Raw genomic sequence first — 22,305 nt, forward strand, 5'->3', positions numbered from 1 at the left:
GCGTCACCGCACCGGCGACGCCTCCCGCGCAGCAGCCTCACGCGCAGCGGCAGCCGCCGCGTCCTGCGCCGCGAACGGCAGGTCACCGAGGTCCAGGTGCGGGTTCGTGTCCTGCGTGAGCACGAGCTCCTTCGCCTCGTCCTCGGTCTCCACAGCCGGCATCGACCCGGGCAGCGGGCGCTGCGAGGACTCCTTCATGCAGAAGACACCGATCGCTCCGACGACGCTCATCGCCATCAGGAAGTACGCCGGCGCGAGCTCGTCACCCGTCGCGGTGAGCAGCGCCTGCACGATCAGGGGCGAGGTCCCACCGAACACCGCGATCGCGATGTTGTAGGCGAACCCCATGCCGCCGTACCGCGTCGAGGTCGGGAACAGCGCCGGCAGCGACGCAGCCTGGTTCGACACCCACAGCGCGGTCATCAGCGCGAGCAGCCCGAGGCCGGCGAGCGTCGACCACTGCGCCCCGTGCCCGATGAGCATGAAGGCCGGCACGACGAGCACGACCGTGGTGGCGGCACCGATCCACATCACGACGCGGCGGCCGAGGCGGTCGGAGAGCTTGCCGGTCAGCGGGAGCATCACCGCGAGCAGCAGGAGCACCGGGATCGTCAGCAGCGTGCCGTCGATGGCGGAGTACCCGAGCGAGTCGGTCAGGTACGTCGGCATGTACGAGGTCAGGGCGTAGCCCACGGTGTTCGACGCGGCGACGAGCATGATCGCGATGACGATCGGGCGCCAGTGCTGACGGACCATCGCGACGACGTTGGCCGGACGCTCACCGTCGAAGGACGCACGGGACTCGGTCGCGGCCTCCTGCGCGGCCTGGGTCGCCTGGAACACCGGCGACTCCTCGATGCGCAGCCGGAAGTAGATCGCCACGACGCCGATCACACCGGCCGCCAGGAACGGGAAGCGCCAGCCGTACGCGGTCATCGCTTCTTCGCCCAGGGTGAGCTGCAGCACCGACACGACCGTGGCACCGAGCGCGAAGCCCAGGTAGCTGCCGAAGTCCAGGATGCTCGCGAAGAACCCGCGACGGCGGTCCGGGGCGTACTCCGTGACGAACGTCGTCGCCCCGGCGTACTCACCACCGGTCGAGAAGCCCTGCGCGAGCTTCAGCACGACGAGCAGGATCGGGCCGAACACGCCGATCGTCGCGTACGCGGGGAGCGCCCCGATCAGGAACGTCGACGCCGCCATCATGATCAGCGTCGTCGCGAGCACCTTCTGCCGGCCGATCTTGTCGCCCAGGCGTCCGAACACGATGCCGCCCAGGGGCCGTGCGATGTACGTCGCCGCGAAGACACCGAGGCTGAACAGGATCTGCACCGAGGGTTCGGCCGTCGGCAGGAAGACCTTCCCCATCGTCACGGCCAGGTAGCCGTACACACCGACGTCGTACCACTCCATGGTGTTGCCGACGACCATGCCGCTGACGGCTCGTCGCATCATGCTCTTGTCGACCACGGTGACGTCGCTCTCGCGCAGCCGTCGGTGTGGTCGGGTGTTGGTACTGCTGGGGTCGGAACCCATGCCTTGCTCCTCGAGAAGATCGGTGGGCCGTCGGGAACCGGCCCAGAACAGCGAGCGACGTTACCGAGCAACCGAAATGTCATTGGCCGGTGATTCTCAGGGAACGGCGTGTCACCCGAACGGGGGTCGCCGCCGATCCGCACCAGTCCGGCGAACCCGGAAGCTGAGTAACGAGGCCATAACATCGGCCCATGGCGATCGAACCCGAGACGAAGAACTGGACGTGGGTCATCGAGTCCGCGTGTCCCGAGTGCGGCTACGACGGCAGCGCGGTCACCGTCCGCGACGTGCCGGGCATCATCGACGAGAACACCACCGGGTGGCCAGCGGTGCTCGACCGCGACGACGTCCGCGACCGCCCCGACGACCACACGTGGTCCCCGCTCGAGTACGGCGCCCACGTGCGGGACGTGCACCGGAAGATGGCGGAGCGCCTCGAGCTGATGCTCACCGAGGACGCACCGACGTTCCCGAACTGGGACCAGGACGCCACCGCCGTCGAGGACCGTTACGGCGAGCAGGACCCCGCGGTCGTCGCTCGGGAACTGCGGGAGTCGGCCGACCGCGCGGCCCGGGCCTTCGCGGCGGTGCCCGACGAGGTGCTCGAGCGCACCGGGCTCCGGTCCGACGGCAGCGCCTTCACCGTCGCGACGCTCGCCACCTACTACGCGCACGACCCGGTGCACCACCTGTGGGACGTGCGGCGCGCGCTCTAGACGTGGGGACCACCGGCCTGGAGGCGCGGTGCGGCGCCGCCCCGCGCCTCCAGGCCGTCTGCGGTCACCCACGAAACCGGGCGTACCTGCCGAAACCGGGCGTACCGACCGAATCCGGGCGTACCTGCCGAAACCGGGCGTACCTACCGGAATCGGGCGTACCTGCCGGAACCGGGCGTCCCTACCGGAACCGGGCGTACCTACCGAAACCGGGCGTACCTGCCACGAAGAATCGACCAGGTATGCCCGAAAGCACCATCCATCGCATGCGTGATGGGAAGGATCGGGCGCCGAGCCGGAGCGCTCAGGCGAGTGCGTCGAGCACGGCGCGCGCCGTCGCGGCGTCGGTCACCAGCTCGTTGACCAGCCCACCCCGCACCGCGGCCACGATGCTCGTGACCTTGGCGCTGCCCACGGCGACCCCGACCGCGTGCGGCACGGTCGACAGGATCTCGCGCGAGGTCCGCACCATCCGGTCGCTGCCGGGGAACTCGATCGGCGAGCCGTCCGCGGCGTAGAAGTTCAGGCAGACGTCGCCGGCCGCCCGGTCGAACGCGGCGTCCTCGACCGGGATGCCCCGGGCCAGGGCGTCGCGCGTGTGGGTCGGTGCCCCGATGCCGAGGATCGCGCCCTTCGCCCGGCTCCACAGCCCGACGACGTGCTGGAACGCCGGGTCCTCGTCGAGGGTGGACCGCATCGCCGGGGACGGCAGCGCTTGGGCGAACAGGAACGCCGGGATCGCGCCGGAGTGCTCCGCGGCCGTCCGGGTGATCTCGTTCGTCTGGAACCACGGCATCGGGTCGGCCTGCCCGCCCACGGTCGGGACGAGCTGCACGCCGGGCATGGTCGGCATGCCGGACCGTGCGACGTCGTACACCGTGCGCCCCGACGACATCAGGACGGCGTCGCCGGGGACGAGTCCCATGCCCTCGACCGCGGCGGCCAGCGGTGCGGCCAGGTCGGCGCCGAGCGTGGCGGCGTGGGTGACCGCGGCGAGGTGGACCGCGCGCAGCCCGAGCACGACCTGCAGGCGTTCGGCGAGCGCCACGGTCTCGTCCTGGAACGGGTCGACGACCTCGATGCGGACGAGTCCGGCCTTGCGGGCCTCGGCGACGAGCCGCGAGACGGTCGGGCGCGAGACGCCGAGGCGCGAGGCGATCTCGACCTGCGTGGCGTCCTCGAGGTAGTACATCCGCGCCGCCTGGTAGACGGTGTCCAGCGGGAACCGGGTCCGCGACGCGTCGGCGGCGGGGCCGGGGCCAGCGGTGCTCTCGGACGACATGGAGCAGGACCCTTCGACTCGATCGGACACCGCGATCGTAGTCCGAGCAGGGCTCAGCGGATCGTGAACCCGCCGTCCACACGGAGGTCCGCACCGTTCACCATGGCGCTCGACTCCCCCGCCAGGAACAGCACGGCCGCGGCGATCTCGTCGGGGGTCGCGAAGCGGCCGGTGGGGATCTCGTCCTGGTGCCGGATGCCGTTCTCGTTCGCCCAGGCCGCACGGCCGAGGTCGGTGAGGACGACGGTCGGCGACACGGTGTTCACGGTGACGCCGCGTCCGCCCCACTCGAGCGCGAGCACCGTCGTCAGGCCGATGACGCCGGCCTTCGACGCGCAGTAGGCGGCGTGCCCGTCGATGCCGACGTGGGCCGCCTGCGACGCGATGTTCACGATCCGCCCGTACCCGGCGTCGAGCATGTGCCGGCCGACGGCCTGCGCCACACGGAACGTGCCGGTCAGGTTGACGTCGATGGTCGCCGCCCAGGTGTCGGCTGCCAGGTCTTCCGCCGGGGCGAGCGCGGCGATGCCGGCGCAGTTCACCAGCACGTCGACGCCGCCGAAGTGCCGGACGACGTCCGCGACGGTGCGGGTCACGGAGTCGGCATCGGTCACGTCGCAGGCGAACCCGGCGTGGAGGCCCGTGGCCGTGCCCGCCCCGTCGGCGGCGACGTCCGGCCCGGCCGTCACGGGCGCCGCGGACGTGGGCAGGTCGGCCGCGGCCGACGTGGCGCCGTCAGCACGGACGTCGACGACGGCGACACGGGCACCCCGTGCAGCCAGGGCCCGGGCGATGGCGTTGCCGATGCCCGACGCCCCGCCGGTCACCACCGCCGTACGGCCGCTGAAGTCGTTGGTCAGGTCGATCGTGTCGGGGCCCGGTCGGAGGGCCGCGGCGAAGTCCGTCGTCATGTTCGCTCCCTTGCGTTCGGTGCCGAACCTATCAGAAATTGTGTTCTGGACAAACGTTCTGGAAGGTGTACAGTCATCGCCGAAGCCACCCAACGGAGGAACAGCTCATGTCGACGACGACCGAGAACGCGGCCACGACCGCCCCCACCACGATCCCCACGACGATGCGCGCCGTCGTCGTCCACGGCCCCGGTGACTACCGGCTCGAGGAGCGTCCCGTCCCGACGCCCGGCCCCGGGGAACTCCTGCTCCGCACCGACGCCGTCGGCATCTGCGCGAGCGACCTGAAGTGCTACCACGGTGCCGCGAAGTTCTGGGGCGACGAGAACCGTGCGGCCTGGGCGGAGCGCGACCGCATCCCCGGACACGAGTTCGTCGGCACGATCGTCGCCGGTGACGACGCCGCCCTGGCCAAGCGCGGCGTCGACCTGGGCGACCGGATCGCCTGCGAGCAGATCGTGCCGTGCTGGGAGTGCCGCTACTGCCTCGAGGGCGCCTACTGGATGTGCAACGTGCACGACATGTTCGGCTTCAAGGGCTACGACGGCGCGATGGCCGAGTACGTGCTCGTGCCGGCGAAGGCGCTGACCCACCCGGTGTCGAAGGCCCTGCCCGGCCAGGTCGCCGCGTTCTCGGAGCCGTTGTCCTGCGCGTTCCACGCCGTCGAGCGCGGGGACATCAAGTTCGGCGACACCGTGGTGATCGCCGGTGCCGGCCCCATCGGCCTCTCCGCCATCGCCGGTGCGCGGCAGAAGAACCCGCTCCGGATCATCGCGCTCGACGTGGTCGAGGCGAAGCTCGAGCTGGCTCGCAAGGTCGGCGCCGACCTCACGATCAACATCGCCCAGGAGGACGCGGTCGCCCGGGTCAAGGAGCTCACCGACGGCTACGGCGCCGACGTCTACATCGAGGCCACCGGGCACCCGTCCGCGGTGCCGCAGGGACTGAACCTGCTCCGCAAGCTCGGGACCTTCGTCGAGTACTCGGTGTTCAAGGACGACGTGTCCGTGGACTGGTCGATCATCTCGGACGACAAGGAACTCGACGTGCGCGGCGCCCACCTCGGCCCGCACACCTGGCCGGCGGCGATCAAGCTGCTCGAGGCCGAGACCCTGCCGATGTCGGAGATCTGCACGCACCAGTTCCCGCTCGAGCAGTTCCAGGAGGCCCTCGACCTGGTCGGCGACTCCGCCGGTGCCAGCGTCAAGGTGTCGATCATCCCGTCCCTGACCGCCCCCACCACGGCCGCACAGGCCGCTCAGGCCTGACCGACTCCGCCAGCAGGGAGAGAACGAGCATGTCAGCGACGACAGCCCGCGCCACCGGCGCCCGCACGACCGCGCCCCGCACCGAGGGCCGCCTGGACCGGATGGGCATCCCCCGTCCGCTCGCCCTCGGGTTCGTCGCCGTCCTGGTCTTCATGACCGGGAACGGCGTCGAGTCGAACTTCATCACGCCGCACATGGTGGCGGTCCTCGGCAGCCCCGAGGCCACCGTGGCGACGATCGTCACGTTCTACAGCCTGGCCGCACTGATCGGCAGCTACATCTCGGGGGCTCTGTCCGACCTGGTCGGCCCGCGCCGCGTGATGATCCTCGGCTTCGCCGTCTGGGTCGTGTTCGAGGTCCTGTTCCTGCTGGCACTCGGCGCCGGCAGTGTCCCGTTCGCCGCCGTCACCTACGCGTTGCGTGGGTTCGGCTACCCGCTGTTCGCCTTCGCGTTCCTGGTCTGGGTGAACATCACCACCCCGGTCGAACGGAACGGCTCGGCGGTCGGCTGGTTCTACGTCGCCTTCACGGGTGGCCTGCCGACCCTCGGCTCGCTGTTCGCGATCGGTGCCATCCCGGTGTTCGGCGGCGGAACGGTCGGTGAGACCGGCGCGATGGTCGCCTCGATCGGTCTCGTCGTGATCGGGTTCCTCATCATGCTGTTCGGCGTCCGGCTGCCGAACGGGTTCACGCGCATCGCCCCCGCCGGCGAGAGCGCCTGGCAGGTGCTGACGAGCGGCATCCGCCTGACGGTCACGCGACCGAAGATCCTGATGGGCTTCCTCGTCCGCCTGATCAACACCGCGCCGGAGTTCGGCATGTTCGTCGTGCTCCCCGCGGTCATCGCGAACGAGCGCGGCTGGGGCCAGAGCCGCTGGCTGCTCATGACCGTCTGCGTCTACGCGACGAACATCCTGGTCAACGCCCTGTTCGGCTGGGTGGGCGACAAGATCGGCTGGCAGCGCACCGTCAAGTGGTTCGGCATCGTCGGCTCCGCCCTCGGGCTCATCGCCTGGTGGTACGTGCCGCAGCTCGTCCCCGCCGGTTCGGACTGGGGCTACGTGCTCTCCGTCGTCGCCGGGTGCGTGTTCGGCTGTCTGCTCGCCGGGTTCGTGCCGATGGGCGCGATCATGCCGGCGCTCGCTTCCGAGCACAAGGGCGCCGCGATGGCGATGTACACCACGGCCGCCGGGGGCGCGGCGTTCCTCGGCACCGGTGTCGTCGCCGCGGTCTTCGCCCTGGGCGGCGGCGGCCAGGCCGCCACGTGGACGTTCGTCGGCCTGTACGCCTGCGCGTTCGTGATGATCCACTTCCTCAAGGTCCCGCAGGGCGACCGAGGACACTGAGTTCCGGGCGACGACGGCCGTCCCGTCGTCGCCCGGTGCACCACCCACCACCATCCCCGGAGGACCCGCACCATGACCACGATCCACGACGACCCGGACGAGTTCGCCGAAGACCAGCTGAGCGGCTGGCTCGCGCTCTACGCCGATCGGGTCCGCGGCGTCCACGGCGGCGTCGTCACCCTGCCCACCGAGGGCGCCGCACCGCAGGTCGCCGTCGTCGTCGGGGGCGGCTCCGGCCACTACCCCGCGTTCTGCGGCGTCGTCGGTCCGGGCTTCGCCACCGGCGCCGTCGTCGGCAACGTCTTCACCTCGCCGTCGACCGCGCAGGTCTACTCGGTCGCCAAGGCCGCCGACCAGGGTCGCGGTGTCGTGCTGTCGTTCGGCAACTACGCCGGCGACACCATGAACTTCGGGCTCGCGGCCGAGCGGCTGCGTGCCGAGGGCATCGACACCCGCATCGTCGTGGTCACCGACGACGTCGCCAGTGCCGACGACGAGACGAAGCGGCGCGGCATCGCCGGCGACTTCTCCGTCTTCAAGGCGATGGGCGCCGCCGCTGCCGAGGGAGCCGACCTCGACGAGGTCGAGCGGATCGGCCGTGCGTCGAACGCCGCGACCCGCACCATCGGCGTCGCGTTCTCGGGCTGCACCATGCCCGGCGCGACCGAGCCGCTGTTCACCGTCCCCGACGGCCACCTCGGCCTGGGGCTCGGCATCCACGGCGAGCCGGGCATCCAGGACGTCCCGTTGCTCCGTGCGACGGACCTGGCGTCCCTGCTCGCTGAACGGCTGCTCACCGACCGCCCCGCAGCCGCCGGCTCCCGGGTCGCCCCGATCCTCAACGGGCTCGGTGACACCAAGTACGAGGAACTCTTCCTGCTCTGGGGCCGGGTGCTGCCGCTGCTGCAGGACGCGGGGCTCGAGGTCGTCGAACCCGAGGTCGGCGAACTCGTCACGAGCCTCGACATGGGCGGCTGCTCGCTGACGCTGCAGTGGCTCGACGACGAACTCGAACGCCTCTGGCGCGCCGACGCCTACACGCCCGCGTACCGCAAGGTGGCGGCGCCGGTCGCGGCGCTCGTGCCGGCCGACGCGGTGGACGCCGCCGAGGACGAGGCGACGGTCGTGCCGGAGGCGACCGATGCCTCCCGGCAGGCCGCGCAGACGGTGCGAGCCGCCGTCGAGGCGATGGACGCGCTCCTGCGCGAGCACGAGGAGACGCTCGGCCGCATCGACGCGGTCGCCGGGGACGGCGACCACGGCCGCGGCATGGTCAAGGGGATCGGTGCGGCGCGCAAGGCGGTCGACGGGCTCGGCCCGGAGGCCGGGGTCGCCTTCGTCCTCGGACGCGCCGGTGACGCGTGGGCCGCGTTCGCGGGCGGCACCTCCGGTGTCCTGTGGGGCGCCGCACTCGAGGCGTTCGGCCGCTCCCTCGGCGACGACCGCGAGTCGTACCAGGCCGCCGACGTCGTCGACGCGGCGCAGGCCTTCGCCGACTCGATCGGCCACCTGGGCGGGGCGTCCCGCGGTGACAAGACGCTGCTCGACGCGCTGCTGCCGTTCGTGGACGAACTGCGCGGGGCCGTCGACACCGGCGCACCGCTCGTGGCAGCGTGGGAGACCGCGGCGCGGGTCGCGGTCGAGCAGGCCGAGGCCACCGCCGACCTCACGCCGAAGGTCGGACGGGCCAGGCCGCTGGCCGAGAAGAGCCTGGGGACACCCGACGCGGGTGCCACCTCGATGGGGATGATCCTCACGCGGATCGGCGAGGTCCTCGCCGCCCGTGCTGACAAGGAAGGAACACACGCATGACGTACCGTCTCGTGATCGGGTCCGACGACGCCGGGTTCGACTACAAGGAGATCATCAAGGCCGACCTGCTCGCCGACGACCGGGTGTCGGACGTCACCGACGTCGGCGTCGACGCGGACGGCCACACCGCCTACCCCCACGTCGCCGTGGACGCTGCGCGCCTGGTGGCGAACGGCGAAGCCGACCGGGCGATCCTGATCTGCGGCACCGGCCTCGGTGTGGCGATCAGCGCCAACAAGGTGCCGGGCATCCGCGCTGTGACCGCGCACGACTCCTACAGCGTGGAGCGGTCGATCCTGTCGAACGACGCCCAGGTGCTCTGCATGGGGCAGCGCGTCGTCGGCATCGAGCTCGCCCGCCGTCTGGCGAAGGAGTGGCTCGGCTACGAGTTCGACCGTTCCAGTGCCAGCGCCGAGAAGGTCAACGCCATCTGCGAGTACGACGGCAGCGCGCCCACCGGGGTCGACGCCCAGGCGTAGGCAGGGTTCCGCACGACACCGGTGTTCGCGCGCTGAACACGCCCGTTCGGGTGTTCGGCACGCGAACACCGGTGTTCCGCCGAGCGCCGCCGCTCACCCGCGCGCGGCCAGGCGGTGCACGACGGCCTTCGTCGCCTCGTACAGCTCGCGGTAGTCCCGGTAGCCGGCCTCGTACGCCGCGGTCGCCGCAGGGTCCGGTTCGATCACCGTCGCCGGCGGGTTCCACGCACCGATGTCCACGGTGTCGCCCGGCCCCGCGACGAGCTCGGCAGCCAGGTACGCCGAGCCGAAGCACGCACCGATCGTCACGCTCGGCACCGTCTGCCGCAGCCCGGTGACGTCCGACACGATCGTGGGCCACAGCCGTCCGAGCAGCCCGCCGCCGGCCCCGACGAGTTCACGGACCTCGACCCCGGCGTCGCGCAGGGCCTCGAGGTGGTGCCGTACCGCGTACGCCGTCGCCTCGAGCGTCGCCCGGTAGATGTCCCCGCGCGTGTGCCGGACCGTCAGCCCCGCGAGCACTCCGCGGGCGTCGGGGTCGGCGATCGGCGTCCGCTCCCCCGCGAAGTACGGCAGCATCAGCAGCCCGTTCGCCCCGATGCCGGAGCACCGCGCTTCCTCGAGCATGGTCGACCACTCGCCGTCGACCAGCCGTCGCAACCAGTCCGTGATCGCCCCGGAGGTCGCCATCCCCCCGGACACGCTCGGCTGGCCCGGGTGCGTGCCGACGGTCGTCCACAGCCCCGGCACCGCCGTGGGTTCGGCCGTCGGCACGATCATGAACATCGTGGTGCCGTACTGCAGGAACATCCGGCCCGGCACGGACTCACCGACGCTCACGCCCTCGGCCCAGGCGTCGATGGTCCCGGCCGTCACGGGGATGCCGGCCGGGAGGCCCGTGGCCGCGGCCGCCTCGGGCGTCACGACGCCCGCCTGGTCACCGGACCACAGCAGGCGCGGCATGGCGAGACCGGGTGCGAGCCGGTCGCACCACTCCGGGATCCACGCGTTCGCGTGCACGTCGTAGAGGGGTGTCGTCTGACTGGCCGAGTGGTGGTCGAGGACGTACTCGCCCGTCAGCCGCTCGACCACGCGGGACGACGGCATCGTGAACCGGACGGCCCGCGCCCAGACGTCGGGTTCGTGCCGGGCGAGCCAGGCGAGCTTCACGCCGGCGGCCTGGGTACTCAGGGCGGACCCGCAGCGGGCACGGATCGCGCCCTCGCCGCCGAGCTCGGCCGTGACGTCGTCGAGCAGCTCCGCCGTGCGGGTGTCGATGCCGTACAGGATCGCCGGACCGAGCGGCGCACCGTCGACGTCGGTCAGCAGCACGCACGGTCCGATGCCGCTCACGCCGACCGCCTGCACCTCGACGTCGGGCACGCGGTCGAGCAGGGAGCGGGTGAGGGCAGTGAACTCCTCCCACCAGACGTCGGAGTCCATCTCGACGAGGCCCTGCTCGGGGCGGTCGACCTCGTGGCGACGGCTCACCTCGGCGAGCACGGTGCCGTCGAACCGGGCCAGCAACGCCTTCGTGCTCGACGTCCCGATGTCCAGACCGAGCACCGCTCGCATGCCGCCTCCTTCGCCGCCACACGACCGCCGCCGGTCGCGCCACGAGTCTACGAGCGACGCCCAGCTGCCTGTCGGGGGCCGGACGTACGGTACCGACGACTCCAATGCTCCACGAGGGGAACCCGATGAAGAAGTCAGCCTGGCTGCCAGCCGTCATCGCACCGGTCGTCGTCGCCGGCGCCGTTGCCGCCCCGATGATCGCGAACGCCGCGAACGACCCGATCGCGGGGACGAACCCCAGCGCGGCGGCCGTCATCGCCAGCATCGCGAAGTCGTCGGACGCCCAGTACTCGGGCAAGCTCTCGCAGACGAGCGCACTCGGGCTCCCCGAACTGCCCACCGGGTCCGGCGGCTCCTCGCTCGAGGGCGACGCCTCCGACGTGCTCGGGTTGCTCACCGCGTCGCACACCGCCCGTGTCTACGTCGACGGCCCCGACAAGCAGCGCGTCCAGCTGACGCAGCAGCTCGCCGAGCAGGACGTCGTCCGAAACGGCTCGGACGTCTGGACCTGGGACTCGAAGGAGCGCACGGCCACGCACGTGACCCTGCCGAGCGACACCGCGAAGGACCCGCAGGGCGGCACGACGACCCCGGCGGACATCGCGAAGCAGGCCATCGACGCGATCACCCCGACCACCACCGTGTCGAAGCCGACCGAGGTCAGCGTCGCCGGACACGACGCCTGGCAGATCACCCTGACGCCGAAGTCGTCCGACACCCTCGTCGGAGCCGTCCGGTTGGCGGTCGACCAGCAGACCGGGCTCCCGCTCCGCGCGAGCGTCCAGGCCGCCGGCGCTGACGACCCCGCGGTGCAGGTCGGGTTCACGAGCCTCGACTACGGCGCCCCGGCGGCCGGGCTCTTCGACTTCACCCCGCCGTCGAACGCGAAGGTGACCGAGAAGGACCTGTCGGACGCCGGATCCCACGCGAAGGGCGAGCACGGCGACCGCCGTGGCACCCCGAGCGGTGACGAGCCGACCTTCACGGGCACGGGCTGGAGCACCATCGCCGAGCTCCCCGCGGGTACGGTCGACCGGTCCGGGCTCGAGGGCGAGGCCTCCGGCCTGCTCGACCAGCTGACGAAGCCCGTCGACGGCGGCCGTGCCGTGCAGACGTCGCTCGTCTCGGTCTACCTGACCGACGACGGCCGCGTGCTCGCGGGTGCCGTGCCGGTCGCCTCCCTGGTCGACGCCGCGAAGTGAGCGCGGACGACCACGAGGTGAGCTCAGCCGACCACCAGGCGAGCGCAGCCGACCACGGGGCGAGCACGGCCGGGCCGGCACCCGACCTGGCGATCCGCACCACGGGCCTCCAGAAGGTGTTCCGCAAGCAGCGTGCGGTCGACGGGATCGACCTGGCGGTGCCGCGCGGCGCGGTGTTCGGGTTCCTCGGGCCGAACGGTTCCGGCAAGACCACCACGATCCGGATGCTGCTCGGACTCTCGAGCGCGAGCGGCGGCACCATCGAGCTGCTCGGCGAACCGATGCCGAAGGCGCTGCACGACGTCCTGCCCCGCGTCGGGGCACTCGTCGAGGGTCCGGCCTTCTACCCGTACCTGTCCGGCCGGGCGAACCTGCAGCGCTTCGACGCCGCCGACCCCACGTCGGACCCGCGCTCCCGCAAGGCGCGCGTCGCCGATGCCCTCGACCGCGTCGGGTTGACCCACGCGGCCGACAAGAAGGCGCACGCGTACTCCCTCGGCATGAAGCAGCGACTCGGTCTCGCGAACGCCCTGCTGTCCCCGCGCGACCTGCTGGTGCTCGACGAGCCGACCAACGGCCTCGACCCGCAGGGCACGCGCGAGGTCCGCAACCTCATCCGCTCCCTGGCCGACGACGGCACCACGGTGTTCGTGTCGAGCCACCTGCTCGCCGAGATCGAGCAGGTCTGCACGCACGCGGCCGTCATGCGGACGGGCAAGATCGTCGCGCAGGGGCCCCTCGACGAGCTGCGCGCAGCCGGGGCCCGGACCGTGACCGTGCGGACGCCCGACGTCGGGCAGGCCGGTGCCGTCCTCACCCGGCTCGGGCTCACCCCGCGGCACGACGGCGGGGCCGACGTGCTGGTGGCCGACCTGCCGAACGAGCTGCTGCCCGAGACGATCACCGCGGAGCTCGTGCGCGCCGACGTCCGGGTGCGCGGCCTGACGGTGGGCGGCGGCACCCTCGAGGACCTGTTCGTCGCACTCACCGGAGAGGGATTCGATGTCGCAGCCTGACGCGGCCGTGCGCAACCTGCCCGTCCGCCGCCGGCAGCGCCCGTTCGCACTGCTCGGTTCCGAACTCGCGCTGGTGTTCCGGCGTCGCCGCACCTGGGCGATGCTCGGGGCGCTCGCGCTCGTGCCGATCCTGATCGCGGTCGCCGTGAAGCTCACGACCGACGGCGACGACGGCGGTCCGGCGTTCCTCGGCGACATCACCAACAACGGCCTGTTCGTCGCGTTCACCGCACTGACCGTGTCGATCCCGCTGTTCCTGCCGCTGACCGTCGGCGTGGTCGCCGGGGACACCGTCGCGGGCGAGGCCAGCCACGGCACGATCCGCTACCTGCTCGTCGCACCGACGGGCCGCGTGCGGTTCATCCTGGTGAAGTTCGCCGGTGCCGTCGCGTTCTGCCTGGCCGCGACGCTGCTGGTGGTGCTGGTCGGTGCGGCGATCGGCGCCCTGCTGTTCCCGATCGGCCCCGTCACGCTGCTGTCCGGCACCCAGGTCGGCGGCTGGTCGTACGCCGGCCGCGCCCTGCTGCTCGCGCTGTACGTCGCGATGTCGATGCTCGGGCTCGTGGCGATCGGCATGTTCACCTCGACGCTGACGAACGTGCCGGTCGGGGCGATGGCCGCGACGGTCGTGCTCGCCGGGGCGTCGCAGGTGCTCGACCAGCTCCCCCAGCTCGACTGGCTGCACCCGTTCCTGTTCTCGCACCAGTGGCTCGGGTTCGGCGACCTGCTGCGCGACCCGATCTCGTTCGACTCGTTCGGGTCGAACGCGGTGTTGCAGCTCGGGTACGTCGTGGTGTTCGGGGCGCTGGCGTACAGCCGGTTCGCCTCCAAGGACATCCTGAGCTGACGCGGCAGGGGCCCGGCACGAAGGTGCCGGGCCCCTGCGAGGATCAGCTCGCGGGCGACGCCGATCCGCCGGCCATCGTCTCCGTGTCGGTCCCCCGCGCATCGGCGTACCGGTCGCGCAGGTCACGGGCCTTCTCGGAGCGGTACCAGTCGAGCCGCGCCCCGGTCTCCACGGTCTGCATGCCGATCACGACCTTGCCGCGGGACTTCATCTCCGCCAGGTCCTCGTACGCCTCGACGATGTACTCGAACGGGTAGAAGCCCGAGATCAGCACCTGCACGCGACGGTCCTGCACGGCCTTCGCCAGCAGGGTGAGCAGCTCGCGGGTCTCCTCGTCCTCGGCGGGTGCGCGGAGGAACCGGACCTCGATGTCCCGGCGCTCCTCGGACGACACGAACCGCTCCTGGCCGACGCCGAGCCGTTCGGCCAGGAGCTCGGCGTTGCTCTCGCCGTGGTTGTCGATGAACGCGGTGATCGGCCGGCCGTCGGCGATGTCGCGGATGCGGTCTTCCTCGCCGTCACCGTAGGCGACGGGCAGCGTGCCGATCTGCCGCAGGTAGTCGTGGTTGCGCGGGCTGCCGAGGGCGATCACGGTCGCGCCGGCGTCGTGCGCCAGCTGGCACTCGATGTGTCCGACGCCACCGGCTGCGGCCGAGATCACGACGGTGTCCTGCGGTCCGAGCCGGAGCGACCGGACGACCGACACCGCGGTGCAGCCCGCCAGGTACAGGCCGCCGGCGACCTCCCACCCGACGTGCTCCGGCTTCTTGATGACGGCGCCGCGCGGCACCGCGATCCACGTGGCGTGGGCGCCGCCGGTCGGCGCGTGCCCCATCACCTCGTCGCCGATGCGGAGGTCCTTCACGCCGTCGCCCCGCGCGCGCACGATGCCGGCGAAGTCGACTCCCTGGTGTGCGGGGAACTCGAGGTCGACGTGGTCGCGGAGCTTCCCCTCGCGCAGGAACCGCTCGATGTGGTTCAGGCCCGCGGCCACGATCTCGACGACGATCTCGCCCGGTCCGGCCTCGGGCTTCTGCTGGGGGACGAGCTCGACGACGTCGAAGTCGCCGTACCGGTCGTACTGCACTGCACTGCCGACTCGCATGGGTGCTCCTTCGCTCCAGGTGTGCGTCCGTGCTACTCGGTGTTCCCGCACGCAACCCGAAGACGTGGGGTACCGCGGCTGTGGACGTCACCAGGCGACGGACTGGAGGCCCGTGGCGGCGCCGCCACGGGCCTCCCGTGCGTCGTCACGCGCGTCCACCGCGCGTGGGGACCGGGCTCAGTGCTTGCCGGCGGCCGCGATGACGGCGCGGACCGTCTCGGGGTCGAGGCGGAACGCCCGCGGGTCGGCGTCGCCCCGTGGCACGCGGACCGGTGTCGACCAGACGGATCCGTCCGCGGCGATGTCGACGACGAGCGCGCCGCTGTCGACGACGGCGGATTCCTCGTCGTACGGGCCGACGACGTCGGTGTCGTTCGCGACGCCGGGGGCGACGAGGACCGGGACGCCGGCGAGCGACCCGGCGAAGTGGTGGTGGTAGTGGCCTGCGAGGACGACCCGCACGTCGGAACCGCGGATGACGTCGGCGAGCGCCTCGGGGTTCTGCAGGCGGAGGGCTTCGTGCAGCTCGGTCGGGGCGGGCAGCGGTGGGTGGTGCAGGACGACGACGGTGCCGTGCGGGGCATCGGCTGCGCCTTCGGCGAGGGCCGTGCGCAGGTGCTCGAGCGCCGTGTCGCTGAGCTCGCCGTACCCGGCGCCGGGGACGCTCGTGTCGACGGTCACGATCCGGCGCCCGGCGACGACCGACTGCCCGGAGACGGGCACCGTCGGCGGCAGGTACTCCATCGTGTGCAGCAGCGCCGTGCCGCCCTCGCCCAGGACGTGCCCGTTCGCCAGGACCCGCCGGAAGCCCTCACGCAGGTCGTGGTTGCCGGGCACCGCGACGAGGGCCGCTCCGTGCCGCTCCGCCCAGCCGCCGACGCGGTCCCGCACGATCGCGTAGGACTCGGGGCTGCCGTCCTCGGAGACGTCACCCGAGACCACCACCAGCCCGATGCCGGGCACCTCGTCGACGTGGGCGAGCAGCTGTTCGAGCGCAGCAGTGGTGTCGACCGCGCCCTGGTGCAGGGCGCCGTCGCCGGTCAGGTGGGTGTCGGAGAGGTGGAGGATGCGGAGGGTCCCGGCTGCTGGCGGCTGCATGCGTCCACGGTAGCCACGGCCCCCGTCAGTCCGGCGCGGCCGCCAACTGGTCCTCCAGGTTGAACACCTCGGGCAGCACCCGCGCCGTCTGGTCGGCGCGCCCGGTGGCCCCGGCGAAGAGGTCCTGCATGTGCGCCTCCCACGCCGCGGCCACCTCGGACGCGGCGAGTGCCGCGTCCGCATCGGCCACCGAATCGGTCTCGTAGTACCCGATGAGCAGCCCGTCGTCGTCGAGGAACAACGAGTAGTTCCGCCGCCCCGCCGCCGCGATCGCCCGGAGCATCGCCGGCCACACGGCGGCGTGCCGCTCGCGGTAGGCGTCGAGCAGTTCGACCTGCACCTGCAGCCGGAAGCAGACGCGGGTCACCGGCCGGCCTGTTCGCGGCGACGCTGCTCGGCGTCGTGGACGGTGCGCTCGTCGGCGGTGCGGACCGTCCCGGTGACCGTGGTGACGGTGCCGTAGCGCTCGGCCTCGATCGCCTCGAGGGTCTTGCCCTGCGTCCGCGGTGCCCAGATCGTGCCGACCAGGAACGACAGCGCGAGGAGGCCCAGGATCAGGCCGCCGAGTGCCCGCAGCCCGATGTCCGACAGCAGCAGCGGGAACCAGATGCTCAGCAGGCCGACCATGACGCGGGCTGCCAGGAACAGCACGCCCTGGGCGCTGGCGCGGTACCGGGTGGCGAAGAGCTCGCTCGTCCACAGGCCGTAGAACGCCTGTGCGCCGATGCCCGACGAGATGCCCCACGCCACGGCGAAGAACAGCAGGGTGCCGAGGTTGGCGGGCGCGTAGATGAGCACGGCCCACGCGATGATCGCCAGCACGGCCCCGGCAGCGTAGAGCGCGCGGCGGCTGACCCGGTCGGCGTACCGCATGAAGCCGAAGTACGTCGCGGCCACGGTGCAGCCCCAGACCAGGATCTGCAGTCCGTACTGCTCGGTGACGCTCGTGACCCCGGTCGCCGCGTACACCCGGGGCTGGAAGATGCCGGCCTGCCCGGCGACGGTGTTCCAGAGCGCGTAGACGCCGAACAGGAACAGCATCGCGGTCAGGTTCTTCCGGCGGCTGAACAGCTGCGTGATCCCGTGGAAGAAGTTCGCCGTGCCGGTGGCCGCACGCTCGTCCTTCCAGATCGCGGACTCGGGCAGCCCGCGGCGGAGCCACCACACGATCGCGGCGACGACGAACAGGTGGGCGAAGATGAGGCGGCTGCCGAGCAGGCCGAGCGGGGCCGCGGCGATCGCCAGGGCGAACCCGACCATCGGCCCGATCGACCACGCGAGCTGCGCCGTGCCGACGTGGGCCGCGCGCTTGTCCGCGGGGGCCTGCTCGGCGATGTAGGTCCAGCTCGCCGGCACGCCCGCACCGACGGCGATGCCGGTCAGGATGAAGCCGACCAGGAGCATGCCGTAGCTGCCGGCGAACACCGCGAGCAGGATGCCGAGCATGTAGAGGAGCAGGTCGTACGTGTAGATGAACTTCCGGCCGTACCGGTCGCACAGCGGTCCGCCGACGATCGCGCCGAGGGCGGCACCGAAGGCGTTCGCCGACAGGCTCGCGAGCAGGCCGACCTCGAGGTCGCCGACCCGGAACTCCGCCTGCCACAGGCTGAGGCTCGTGGCGATCGCGATGATCGACCCCGACTCGATGTAGTTCGACATGGCCACCGAGACGGTGGCCTTCCAGCCCGTGGTGTTCCGGGCTCCGATGCGGACCGCCATTGGTCCTCCGTTCGCGTGTTCGTCAGTGAATCGTTTCAACGGGACGACGAGGACGATAGCGCTCCGGTGTGCGCGCTGGCAAGAGCGGGTTCGTCGGGCCGGTCCTCGCACCGTGCGCGGGCGTTCGCCCCGTGCGAGGTTGCGCACTCCGTGCGAGCCTTTCCACCCCGCACCGAGTGCGGAACCTCGCACCAGCCGCACGCATCGCACCAGCCGCGCGGCTCGCACCGTGCGCGGGCAGTCGACGCGACCACCCCGCGGACGGGAGGGCCGGCACCGGCCCGCCCCGCGCCTCCCATCCGCGTTTTCCACAGATCACGGCGCGGGCCGACCGCGCGGACCGCGCCGATGCCAGGATGGCCACATGGCGGTCAGTGTGCGAGAGGTGGCAGCGCTCGCGGGCGTGTCCCTCGGCACGGTGTCGAACGTGCTGAACCGCCCCGACAAGGTCGCTCCCGGCACGGTGGAACGCGTGCAGTCGGCGATCGCGACGCTCGGGTTCGTCCGCAACGACTCCGCACGGCAGCTCCGGGCCGGACGCAGCTCCACCGTGGGCCTCATCGTGCTCGACGGCGGCAACCCGTTCTTCACCGACGTCGCCCGGGGCGCCGAGGACGCCGCGATGGACAACGGCCTCGCGGTGCTGATCGGCAACTCCGACGAGTCGACCGACCGCGAACGCACCTACGTCGACCTGTTCGAGGAACGCCGGGTCGCCGGACTCCTGATCTCCCCCGCCGGCGACGACCTGTCCCGGCTCGCACGGTTGCGCGACCAGGGCACCGCCGTGGTACTGGTGGACCGTCGCGCCGACGACGAGCACTTCGCCTCGGTCTCGGTCGACGACATCGCCGGTGGGCGCATCGCGGTCGAGCACCTCGCGGCGATCGGCCGCACGCACATCGCCTTCGTCGGCGGGCCGTTCGGCATCCGCCAGGTCGCCGACCGGCACGCCGGTGCACTCGCCGCCGCACAGGCCGCGGGCATCCGGCTCGAAGCCCTGCCGACGACCTCGCTGTCCGTGCTCGAAGGGCGCCGCATCGGCGAAGCGATCCAGGCCCGCCCGGCCGCCGACCGCCCGGACGCCGTCTTCGCCGCCAACGACCTGCTCGCGGTCGGGCTCGAACAGGCCTTCATCATGCGCGGCACCATCGCGGTGCCCGAGCAGATCGCCATCGTCGGCTACGACGACATCGCGTTCGCCGAGTCCGCCGTGGTCCCGCTGACGTCGGTGCGGCAGCCCGCGCAGGACCTCGGTCGCCGAGCGATCGAACTCCTGACGAAGCAGGTCGAGCAGGGGCAGGACATCGACCTCGAGCACGTGGAGTTCACACCTGAGCTCGTGGTGCGGCAGTCCTCCGTCGCCGACGCCTAGGGCCCGGTCCGGATACGCCTCCCCCGCCGCCTACGATCGGAGCATGGTGCATGTCCCCCGGCGCGACGGTCCGCCGAGCGTGCACCACGTCGCAGCCCGGGCCGGGGTCTCGCTCGCCACGGTCTCGAACGTCCTGAACCACCCCGAGCGGGTCGCCGACGCCACCGCCGCACGGGTGCGGGACGCGATCGACGCGCTCGGGTACACGCCGAACCGCAACGCCCGGGCGCTGGTGTCCGGCAGCACACGCGCGATCGGTCTGGTCGTGATGTCGCTGCGGAACTCCCTGTTCAGCGACATGGTCAACGGCGCGCAGCTGGCCGCCCGGGAACGCGGCTTCACCCTGCTGATCGCCAGCAGCGAGGACGACCTGCAGGCGCAGGGCGAACACCTGGCCTACCTCGAGAGCGCCCGGGTGTCGGGGATCCTGCTCGCCTCGATGACGGAGTCGCGCGACCAGGTCGAGGTCGCGCGGCGCCACGGCCGACCCGTCGTGTACGTCAACTACGAACCGACCGAGCTCGACGCGTGCGCGGTGGTCGTGGACAACGAGCAGGCCGGGTTCCTGGCGACCGAGCACCTGATCGACCGCGGCTGCCGACGCATCGGGTTCGTGAGCGCCCGTCCGGACCTGCAGCCCGTCGACCGCCGACGGGCCGGCGTGCTGCGGGCCGTCGCGGCGCACCCGGGGGTCGAGCTCGTCGACGTCGACGCCGGGGACATCGACCCGCCCGGAGGCACCGACGCCGGGCTCCGCATCGCCCGGATGCCCGAGGACGAACGCCCCGACGGGGTGCTGGGTGTGACCGACCTGCTCGCGATGGCGGTCGTCTCCGAGCTCCGAGCCGCCGGGATCCGCGTCCCCGAGGACATCCCCGTGTCCGGCTGCGACCACAACTCCGTGGCGTGGGGTGGTGCGGTGCCGCTGACCTCGGTGACGATGCACGGCTCCGAGATGGGTGCGGCCGCGGTGGAACTGCTGCTCGAGGAGCTCACCGACCCGATGCACGTGCACCGGGCCGTCGTGCTCAGCAGCGAGCTGGTGCCGCGCGAGAGCACGCTCGGTCGGGAGGGCGCGGCCGCAGCAGCCGCCGCCGCAGCCGTCGCGGGCACGACACCGAGCGACCCGAGGCGCACCGAGGCCTGACCGGCGGCGGACCAACTCGCGAAAGCGACACATCTGCGGGTCGTCGCTGCGTCCGGTCCGCGAGAGCGACAGATCGGCGCGAACGTTCGGCGGCACAGTGTCGCTTTCGCGGGCAGCGGGCAGCGGGCAGCGGGCAGCGGGCTGCTGGCTGCGGGCCGGGCCGGCGCGCACGAGGCGACGCGGGCCGGTGACGCGACCGCGCGCCGGACGGGAGGCGCGGGGCGGGGCCGGCACGGGCCTCCCGGCCGGCGGGCGGCGCGACCACCGCACGGTGCAGCACCGCGCGTCGGCTCGGTGCGAGGTTGCGCACTCCGTGCGAGCCCGCGCGCCCGTCACCGAGTGTGGAACCTCGCACCGAACGCCAAACGACGAGCGAGCGAACGAGCCGCGCGTAACGAAATCGGCACAGCGATTGACACGCTTCAATCCTCGTGGTTCCATCCTGATTGAAACGTTCTAAAACGCAGTAACCGGACCTCGCGACGGCGCGGGATCCGGGTTCGTTTCACCCGGGGTACCCCAGCCCCGGGCCTTACGAGGAGGTAAGGAATGTCAGTTCGTTCCGTGACCAAGCGCGCGATCGCCATCGGCGGCGCGACGGTCCTGATCGGCGGGCTCGCAGCGTGCTCGTCCGGCGGCTCCGCCGACGAAGGCGGCGGCAAGGTCGAGATCACCTACCAGGCCGACAACGCCCCGGCCACCGCGGCCACCGCGAAGCCGCTCATCGAGGCCTTCGAGAAGGCCAACCCCGACATCACCGTCAAGTTCGACACCCGCCCCCAGGGCACCGACGGCGACAACCTGATCAAGACCCGGCTGTCGACCGGCGAGGCCGCCGACGTCTTCAACTACAACTCCGGCTCGCTCATGCAGGCCCTCAACCCGGACAACACCCTGGTGGACCTGTCCGACGAGAAGTGGGCGAGTGACGTCGACCCGCAGTTCTCCAAGGTCGTCAGCACCGACAAGGGCATGTACGGCGCCCCGTTCGGCACGAGTTTCGGCGGCGCGGTGCTCTACAACACGAAGGTCTACGACGACCTCGGCCTGAAGGTCCCGACCACGTGGGACGAGTTCATCAGCAACAGCGAGAAGATCAAGGACGCCGGCGACGTCGCCCCGATCATCCAGACCTACGGCGACACCTGGACCAGCCAGCTGTTCGTCCTCGGCGACTTCGCGAACATCACCGCACAGGACGACAAGTGGGCGGACGACTACACCGCCAACAAGGAGTCCTACGCCGACGAACCCGCTCTCGCCGGGTTCGAGCACCTCGCCGAGGGCAAGGACAAGGACCTCTACAACGAGGACTACGCCTCGGCCACGCAGGCGAACGGCCTGAAGATGCTGGCCGACGGCACCGGCGCGCAGTACCCGATGCTCACGAACGCGATCTCGGCGATCCAGCAGGACTCCCCCGACGCCGTCGACGACATCGGCGCGTTCGCCCTGCCGGCCGAGGACGCCGCGGACACGAACCTGACGATCTGGGAGCCGAACGGCCTGTACATCCCGAAGACGACCACCGGTGACGAGCTGGCGGCCGCGAAGAAGTTCGTCGCCTTCGCGAACTCCACCGAGGGCTGCCAGGTGCAGAACGACACCGGCACCCCCGCCGGCCCGTACGTCATCTCGACCTGCTCGCTGCCGGACGACGTGCCCCCGATGATCGACGACCTGCAGCAGTACCTGGACGACGGCAAGGCGAGCCCCGCGCTCGAGTTCCTGTCCCCGATCAAGGGCCCGAACCTCGAGAAGATCTGCGTGCAGGTCGGCTCGGGCATCACCACCGCGAGCAAGGGCGCCGACCAGTACGACGACGACGTCGTCCAGCAGGCACAGCAGCTCGGCATCAAGGGCTGGTGATC

At 71.7% G+C, this 22,305-nt stretch carries 19 protein-coding genes; 11 read left to right on the forward strand and 8 right to left on the reverse strand.

The genetic code is table 11. The features are described 5' to 3' along the window. Positions 1 to 3: 3 nt before the first annotated feature. On the reverse strand, positions 4 to 1,536 hold the full coding sequence (locus HP445_RS10000; RefSeq protein WP_175330807.1) for an MFS transporter: 1,533 nt from the start codon (positions 1,534 to 1,536) through the stop codon (positions 4 to 6). Between the two features lie 191 nt (positions 1,537 to 1,727). On the opposite strand from HP445_RS10000, the gene HP445_RS10005 reads away from it, so the two are divergent. Beyond that, the gene (locus HP445_RS10005) at positions 1,728 to 2,252 is read left to right on the forward strand and encodes a DinB family protein (protein ID WP_111047236.1); all 525 of its coding nucleotides are present in this window, start codon (positions 1,728 to 1,730) and stop codon (positions 2,250 to 2,252) included. Positions 2,253 to 2,556: 304 nt separating this feature from the next. Here the strand turns inward: HP445_RS10005 and HP445_RS10010 are convergent, their stop codons facing one another. Then, on the reverse strand, positions 2,557 to 3,534 hold the full coding sequence (locus tag HP445_RS10010; protein ID WP_128780904.1) for a sugar-binding transcriptional regulator: 978 nt from the start codon (positions 3,532 to 3,534) through the stop codon (positions 2,557 to 2,559). Between the two features lie 53 nt (positions 3,535 to 3,587). Further along, positions 3,588 to 4,445: a GolD/DthD family dehydrogenase gene (locus HP445_RS10015; protein ID WP_128780903.1), complete on the reverse strand. Its 858-nt coding sequence runs from the start codon at positions 4,443 to 4,445 to the stop codon at positions 3,588 to 3,590. A gap of 107 nt (positions 4,446 to 4,552) precedes the next feature. Here HP445_RS10015 and HP445_RS10020 point away from each other — a divergent pair, with 107 nt between their 5' ends. The 4 genes from HP445_RS10020 (at position 4,553) to HP445_RS10035 (ending at position 9,350) form a co-directional block, all read left to right on the forward strand. Further along, complete coding sequence (locus HP445_RS10020; protein ID WP_111038191.1) at positions 4,553 to 5,713, forward strand: zinc-binding dehydrogenase; 1,161 nt, start codon at positions 4,553 to 4,555, stop codon at positions 5,711 to 5,713. A 29-nt stretch (positions 5,714 to 5,742) separates the two neighbouring features. After that, the gene (locus HP445_RS10025) at positions 5,743 to 7,059 is read left to right on the forward strand and encodes an MFS transporter (RefSeq protein WP_217499821.1); all 1,317 of its coding nucleotides are present in this window, start codon (positions 5,743 to 5,745) and stop codon (positions 7,057 to 7,059) included. Between the two features lie 72 nt (positions 7,060 to 7,131). Next, positions 7,132 to 8,871 (forward strand): dihydroxyacetone kinase family protein, encoded by a 1,740-nt coding sequence (locus HP445_RS10030; protein ID WP_128780902.1) that lies wholly within the window; start codon positions 7,132 to 7,134, stop codon positions 8,869 to 8,871. Further along, the gene (locus tag HP445_RS10035) at positions 8,868 to 9,350 is read left to right on the forward strand and encodes a ribose-5-phosphate isomerase (RefSeq protein ID WP_111087363.1); all 483 of its coding nucleotides are present in this window, start codon (positions 8,868 to 8,870) and stop codon (positions 9,348 to 9,350) included. The genes HP445_RS10030 and HP445_RS10035 overlap by 4 nt, the downstream gene beginning before the upstream one ends. Before the next feature lie 93 nt (positions 9,351 to 9,443). Here HP445_RS10035 and HP445_RS10040 read toward each other — a convergent pair whose 3' ends face one another. Then, a complete protein-coding gene (locus tag HP445_RS10040; protein WP_128780901.1) occupies positions 9,444 to 10,925 on the reverse strand; it encodes an FGGY-family carbohydrate kinase in 1,482 nt (493 codons plus the stop codon). Between the two features lie 125 nt (positions 10,926 to 11,050). Between HP445_RS10040 and HP445_RS10045 the strand changes: the two genes are divergently transcribed. Genes HP445_RS10045 through HP445_RS10055 form a run of 3 tightly spaced genes read left to right on the forward strand, consistent with a single transcriptional unit; the run spans position 11,051 to position 13,990 of the window. After that, entirely contained in the window at positions 11,051 to 12,127 is a 1,077-nt protein-coding gene (locus HP445_RS10045; RefSeq protein WP_128780900.1) for a LolA family protein, read from the forward strand. 17 nt (positions 12,128 to 12,144) lie between these two features. After that, positions 12,145 to 13,143, forward strand: a complete 999-nt coding sequence (locus tag HP445_RS10050) for an ABC transporter ATP-binding protein (RefSeq protein ID WP_128780899.1) — start codon at positions 12,145 to 12,147, stop codon at positions 13,141 to 13,143. Then, a complete protein-coding gene (locus tag HP445_RS10055) occupies positions 13,130 to 13,990 on the forward strand; it encodes an ABC transporter permease (RefSeq protein WP_128780898.1) in 861 nt (286 codons plus the stop codon). The genes HP445_RS10050 and HP445_RS10055 overlap by 14 nt, the downstream gene beginning before the upstream one ends. 43 nt (positions 13,991 to 14,033) lie before the next feature. Here the strand turns inward: HP445_RS10055 and HP445_RS10060 are convergent, their stop codons facing one another. The 4 genes from HP445_RS10060 to HP445_RS10075 all read right to left on the reverse strand — a co-directional run bounded on the left by HP445_RS10060 (position 14,034) and on the right by HP445_RS10075 (position 17,912). Beyond that, on the reverse strand, positions 14,034 to 15,095 hold the full coding sequence (locus HP445_RS10060; RefSeq protein ID WP_128780897.1) for an NADP-dependent oxidoreductase: 1,062 nt from the start codon (positions 15,093 to 15,095) through the stop codon (positions 14,034 to 14,036). Positions 15,096 to 15,272: 177 nt separating this feature from the next. Continuing rightward, positions 15,273 to 16,193, reverse strand: coding sequence for a metallophosphoesterase (locus HP445_RS10065; protein ID WP_128780896.1), 921 nt, complete (start codon positions 16,191 to 16,193; stop codon positions 15,273 to 15,275). A gap of 25 nt (positions 16,194 to 16,218) precedes the next feature. Next, entirely contained in the window at positions 16,219 to 16,560 is a 342-nt protein-coding gene (locus tag HP445_RS10070) for an L-rhamnose mutarotase (protein WP_071405041.1), read from the reverse strand. After that, complete coding sequence (locus HP445_RS10075; protein ID WP_206647619.1) at positions 16,557 to 17,912, reverse strand: MFS transporter; 1,356 nt, start codon at positions 17,910 to 17,912, stop codon at positions 16,557 to 16,559. The genes HP445_RS10070 and HP445_RS10075 overlap by 4 nt, the downstream gene beginning before the upstream one ends. 364 nt (positions 17,913 to 18,276) lie before the next feature. Between HP445_RS10075 and HP445_RS10080 the strand changes: the two genes are divergently transcribed. The 3 genes from HP445_RS10080 to HP445_RS10090 all read left to right on the forward strand — a co-directional run bounded on the left by HP445_RS10080 (position 18,277) and on the right by HP445_RS10090 (position 22,303). Next, positions 18,277 to 19,287 (forward strand): LacI family DNA-binding transcriptional regulator, encoded by a 1,011-nt coding sequence (locus tag HP445_RS10080; protein ID WP_111022126.1) that lies wholly within the window; start codon positions 18,277 to 18,279, stop codon positions 19,285 to 19,287. A gap of 43 nt (positions 19,288 to 19,330) precedes the next feature. Beyond that, positions 19,331 to 20,434: a LacI family DNA-binding transcriptional regulator gene (locus HP445_RS10085; protein ID WP_128780895.1), complete on the forward strand. Its 1,104-nt coding sequence runs from the start codon at positions 19,331 to 19,333 to the stop codon at positions 20,432 to 20,434. 549 nt (positions 20,435 to 20,983) lie between these two features. After that, entirely contained in the window at positions 20,984 to 22,303 is a 1,320-nt protein-coding gene (locus tag HP445_RS10090) for an ABC transporter substrate-binding protein (RefSeq protein ID WP_128780894.1), read from the forward strand. Positions 22,304 to 22,305 lie beyond the last annotated feature (2 nt).

Source organism: Curtobacterium flaccumfaciens (genome assembly GCF_013359815.1).
GTDB classification, from domain to species: Bacteria; Actinomycetota; Actinomycetes; order Actinomycetales; family Microbacteriaceae; genus Curtobacterium; species Curtobacterium flaccumfaciens.